The sequence below is a fragment of the Primorskyibacter flagellatus genome (assembly GCF_900176485.1).
GTDB lineage: Bacteria > Pseudomonadota > Alphaproteobacteria > Rhodobacterales > Rhodobacteraceae > Primorskyibacter > Primorskyibacter flagellatus.
Genome location: NZ_FWYD01000066.1, coordinates 1 through 1,304, shown reverse-complemented (window position 1 = coordinate 1,304; position 1,304 = coordinate 1). Strand labels below are relative to the sequence as shown.

Here is a 1,304-nt window from a genome sequence, read left to right as displayed (position 1 = left end):
CGGCGTATTCTTTCAATTGCAGGATATGTGCATTGTTAACGCAACATGATGTGCCGGGCGGTGACGCACCGATGAAGAAGCTGAAAGCTCAACAAAGAGACCAGATTTTCCGGTTGCTCCGCCAGGGCGTGAGCCAGGCCGACATTGCCCGCGATTTTGGTGTCCATCGCTCGACCGTCAGCCGGATGGAGCGGCGACGGGTCGCTTTGAGCGAAGAGGGGCGGACGACTGCGATGGTCGGGGTGCGGGTTTCTGACACGGAGGCGACAGCCATAGACGAGGCTGTGCAGCGTCTGAAGTTTCGCAATCGCTCGGAGTTTTTGCGCGCGGTGATCCGCGCGGCACTGTCTTTTCCGGAATTTGATGGAGAGGTTTCGACCGAGCTCTCGGCGGTGAAGGCATCGTTTGACCGGGCCGGGGGCAATCTCAATCAGGTGGCCCGCGACATGAGCGCGTCGATGAAGAAGCTGGGGCGGGCGGAGCCTTCGGCCAGGGAGTTGGCACAGATCTACGCGCTGCATGACGAGGTGATTGAGCTGCGCCGGGCGCTTGTCGCCTTGCTGGGCCGCAGCCAGAAGCGGTCAGACGTGCTGGCCCGGATGATTGCGGAGGGTTCCGATGCGCTATGAGATCTCGCCAGTCGATGCCATTATGGGGCGGCTGGTCGACCGGCCTGCGCGCGGATCCTATCGCTACAACAACCGGTATGGGCGCGGGGCCGGATCAAGGTCGCGCAACCTGGTGCGGGCCACTACGGGGCGGCCGTCCGCCGTGTTCAAGCTGATCAAGAAAGGCGGCTGCGCAGACCGCAAGGGGCTCAAGGGCCAGCTGGAGTATGTGTTTTCCAAAGCCGAGCGGGTGCTGGATTCCCAGGGCCGCTATGAGGGTCAGGACACGCTGTCGAATACGGATATGAACCGGGTCACGCGGCAATGGTCGGTGGATTGGTGGGGCACGGCCTCGACCGGCTATACCAGCCATCTGTTGTTGAGCTACCCGATCGGCACCAGCCCCGATGACGTCGCCGCGATTTCCAAGGCGGTCTGCGAAGAGAAGTTCCAGTCCGGCGCGGTCACATATGATTACGTCGCGGGGCTGCACACCGATCGCGACCATCCGCATGTGCATGTGATCGTTAACCGGCGCGGCAGCGACAACCGGTTGCTGACACTCCGTCAGGGCACGGACATGTCCTATCAGGGGTTTCGGGAGGCGATGGTTGCGCATGGCGAGGCGCTTGGCGTCCACATGGCCTCCGAGAGCCGGTTTGACAAAGGTCTGGTGCACCGCGCGCCAACGACCAG

General features: G+C 62.4%; 2 protein-coding genes. Both read left to right on the top strand.

Translation table 11 applies throughout. The annotated features are described in order from the left end of the window. Nucleotides 1-32: 32 nt before the first annotated feature. Entirely contained in the window at nucleotides 33-629 is a 597-nt protein-coding gene (locus B8991_RS20950) for a helix-turn-helix domain-containing protein (protein ID WP_143514709.1), read from the top strand. Next, the coding region (locus B8991_RS20945) for a relaxase/mobilization nuclease domain-containing protein (RefSeq protein WP_179141580.1) at nucleotides 619-1,304 on the top strand (686 nt) is incomplete at its 3' end. The genes B8991_RS20950 and B8991_RS20945, both read left to right, overlap by 11 nt.